Below are 4,044 nucleotides of genomic sequence, written 5' to 3' on the forward strand. Positions count from 1 at the left end.
GAGAACGCACTATTTTGTAGAAAAATTCCCAATTTTTCCAAGAACGATTAATTTATTCAAGAAACCAGCTTAAATTATAGAGCTATGAATTATTCAGGTTAATTATATAAATATATTACACTCTCAACAAAAAATATAGCCTATATAATATTATACCTTATGGAGGAACTGAAATGTACACTGTCATTTTTTGTATATATTTTTTAGAAAGTTAGTAGTCCCCTTCCTTGCAAATTGATATCAACTTGGTTGTACTCTTCTACTTTCTAAATAGTATTTTCTAGTGTAATTTTTCACACTCTCTTCCGGGACATAATGTTCGACGTCTATAACTAACTTATTTAAATTAGCCACTGTTTTGTTTATGGCTAAAGCATTATGTTTATCTAGTGAGGCATTCCCTTCATCGATTAAGAGTATTGGTTTATCAAACAGAATTGCTCTTGCAATTTCTACTCTTTTCAATTGTCCTCCTGATAATCTTTCTCCATCTTCTCCGATTAGATAATTTAAACCTACTTGCTGTATTAATTCTTCTAACCCTGCTTTTTTAATTGCTTCACTTAACTTTTCTTCGCTTACTTCTTTTCCTAATGTAATATTGTTTCTCAGTGTGTCATTAAATATAGCAACCGTTTGGGGAATTAAGCTCACATAATTGTATAATTCATTTTTGCTAATGCTTTTCATATCTTCGCCATTAATGAAAATTTCACCATTAGTTGGGGTTAATTTTTTTGTCAGTAATTTTAAAAATGTCGATTTACCACTACCTGAAGCTCCTTCTAAAAGTACATTATCGTTTGAATTTAATGTTAAATCTAAATGCTCAAAAATTTTCTTGTCCTCATAATTGAATGAAACATTTTGAAAAACAACCGAATCAATCTTCTGGTTCCTTAATACATTGGTATCATCTGGCTGTTTGAATTCCAGTGTATTAATTATCGTCTTCTTGATTTCTCCTATACTGTTTAACTTGTTTATACACTGCGATAATCCTAAAAAATTATTTATGATCCAACTACTGGAGTATTGAACGGCTACAAAAGACGCTAACGAAATTCGCCCTTGAATAGTAAAGTAGATACCAATGCCAATCGGAAGATACAGAAATAAATATGATAAAGCGATGACCAATGCATTCGATAATGAGATGGCATTATTCATGTCTTTAGTACTCTCTTCTAAACCTTTTACTTTCAGATAAAAATTTTTAATGAAATAATTTTCGGATTTATATGAAGCTATTGTTTCAGCCCCACTTAAGATATCCTTTAGTATAGAAGAAAAAGATTTATTCTCTTTTGTCCAATGACTATTACTTTCTTCTATTTTTTCTTTATAAATGTTTGTAAACAGTGGTGTTACTGATGTAAATACTAAAAAGATAACGGTCAATAAAAAACTGTTGCTCATAGAAAAAGTCAAAATAACAACTAGAGTAACTAAATAGCTGACGACATTGAATAGTTGCTTTACGTAATTTTCTTCAAGTAACTTGAGATCGTTCATAAAAAATGATGTATTACTTGATACTCCTTCGGTTTTACTTAAAGAAGTCTCTTTTTCTAAAATTTTCCTTATTAATTCAGTCTTTAAAGACGTGTTAAAAAAAGCAATATTCTTATTTGTCCAAAAATCTTTTAAATAAGTAATAATAGAAAACAATATGTAACCCAAGACAACAAGAATAATGTACTTTAATAATAGAGAGGTGTCTTTTTCCTCAATAACCTTAAAAATATACGCATAAGTAGCGGCATTAAAAGTAGTCTCTACTGCTGCAAGTCCAATGAAAATAAAAGCTGCAACTAGGTACTGTTTATTATAAAATTTAATCATTTGTATCCCTCCGTATCCGTTTGTACTGTTATTTTATCATTTTTCGAGCACTCTTTATGTTATGATATGGGTCATAAACTACCCAAAAAATACGGAGGTACATCAGTTGATAGGATTAACGTTTAGAAAAATACGTATGCAGAAAAACATTTCACAAAAAGAAGTTTACACAGGCATTGTTTCTAGATCTTTCTTTCAAAAATTTGAGAAAGGACTACACTCTATTTCTGTAGAAAAATTTCAAGAATTGTTAAATAGGATAAATGTATCTTACGATGAATTTATGTATAAACATCATGGGAAACTCTTTACCACAGATGATTTTTTAGTGACTATTTTTAACGCTTACTGGAATCAAGATCCACATTCTTTAACCAACCTCCATAACAAATTACGCTTTTCGTCCAATCAAACAGAAGTCTTTTTGAGCAGAGTTGCACTATTATTCAAACTTATTTTATCAAAAGAGTCAGATGGTGATTTAAGTTTCGACTTTATCTTTAACTATCTAGACAGAATAAGCAGCTGGACCTTTTTTGAAACAAAATTATTTAATAATATTATGTCTATAGTCCCTTCTAAGAAAAGAAACCAATATTTCAAAAAAGCACAATTTTTTTTCGACAACAGCAAAGGACTAGCAGCCGTTAATAGTGAATTTGCAAACTGGCATTCTCATCTTTATGTCAATTTTATCCATTTAACTTTGGAAGAAAAAGAACTCAATAGAGCAAAAATAGCTATTGAAGACATGCGGATAAGTCGACAAAATTTATATACCAGTGAGCGGAATGAACTGGCTTATTTATTTTTAAAAAACTTAATCCGTCTTTATGACAAGGAAGAAAGAGACCAAGCAATAGAAGCACTAAAAAAAATAACCGATTTGTCACAAATAGTAAATAAGTTGAATAATGAAACCTATTCAAAATTGGTCACTACTCACCAAGAAAAGACTGAACCATTGCATGCTAAAAGCGAAAACTAATCAACCCTATTAAAAAACTACATAATCTCTGGCTTGTTACGCTCTTAATCAAATCTATGCCTTATGCGAGAAGGCAAACTTATAGATAATTGGATATTTTCCTGCTGGAGCGATTGATTTTGAAAAAAGTTTATAGAGAGATAACATCACTAGAGGAATGTCTGCCTTATCGTATTAAATCAAAAAGAAATAACTAAGAAAAAAATAGAACCTCTTCTGGGTCGTAAAATCAGAAGAGGTTCTATTTTTCTATTTATTATTCTTGTATCAAAAACAATCGTTTTTGAGAGAAAGCAAGAGAGATATAAGGAGAAATACATAGTTACAATCAAGTAAACACTACTCGCAGGCATTGAAGCCTTAAATGGATTCAATGAATGAAAAAACAGTATCTTATTTATTACGGTTTTTAAAACTATTGATTATACTATTTAAGTCTTTTATGTCAAAAGAACCTTCTTCAGCTTTACTAATAACAGAATTTAAATTTTTCTGTCATTTGAAGTGGAAAGATATTGATGAAGTAAACCAAACATTAACTGTGCGAAGAGTCCTTGCTCAAGGGGAACATGGTACTATCTTTCAATCACCCAAAACTAAAGCAAGTCATCGCACAATATCTATCGACAATATAACCATGGATTTATTAGTTAACTGGCGTAATATTCAAAGAAAAGATTTATTATCCTTTGGGATTAATGCTAATGGTCCTGAACAATTAGTTTTTACAAACCAAAAAAATAATCCTTTAAATCTATACTATATTGGAACTGCTCTTCAACGAATAACAAAATTGCATAAACTAAAACATATTAATGTTCATGGTTTTAGGCATACTCATTGTGCATTACTCTTTGAAGCAAAATTAGAAATGAAGGAAGTTCAAGAGAGACTCGGTCATGCCAATATTGAAACTACAATGAATATATATGACCATGTAACTCAGAACAGAAGAGATGAAGCAGCAGAAAAGTTTGCTCAATTTATGTCTTTTTAACAAACCGTACAACATCTCGTACAAGATTCTTATTTTCAAGCAATAAACAAATAATCATTTGAATTTTAAAAAGAGAAAAAATATATTTATTTAGAGGTTCATGAATTTTTGATGTTGGTGGACCGAGGAGCCAGGTGACGCAGTCACCTTGGCTCTTTTTTTATTCCTATGTTTAAGTGTCTCTCTATGCAACGATAGTTTGTGTTGTGTTCTC

Annotated in this window: 3 protein-coding genes; 2 read left to right on the plus strand and 1 reads right to left on the minus strand. The window is 30.3% G+C overall.

Annotation, left to right across the window (positions count from 1 at the left end):
* Positions 1-240: 240 nt before the first annotated feature.
* Positions 241-1,845, minus strand: coding sequence for an ATP-binding cassette domain-containing protein (locus ACEN31_RS11055; RefSeq protein WP_407093739.1), 1,605 nt, complete (start codon positions 1,843-1,845; stop codon positions 241-243).
* A 106-nt stretch (positions 1,846-1,951) separates the two neighbouring features.
* Here ACEN31_RS11055 and ACEN31_RS11060 point away from each other — a divergent pair, with 106 nt between their 5' ends.
* Complete coding sequence (locus tag ACEN31_RS11060) at positions 1,952-2,833, plus strand: helix-turn-helix domain-containing protein (protein WP_171031336.1); 882 nt, start codon at positions 1,952-1,954, stop codon at positions 2,831-2,833.
* 373 nt (positions 2,834-3,206) lie between these two features.
* Positions 3,207-3,830, plus strand: coding sequence for a site-specific integrase (locus ACEN31_RS11065; RefSeq protein WP_407089954.1), 624 nt, complete (start codon positions 3,207-3,209; stop codon positions 3,828-3,830).
* Positions 3,831-4,044 lie beyond the last annotated feature (214 nt).

It is taken from the genome of Ruoffia sp. FAM 26255 (assembly GCF_045528525.1).
Classification (GTDB): Bacteria; Bacillota; Bacilli; order Lactobacillales; family Aerococcaceae; genus Ruoffia; species Ruoffia tabacinasalis.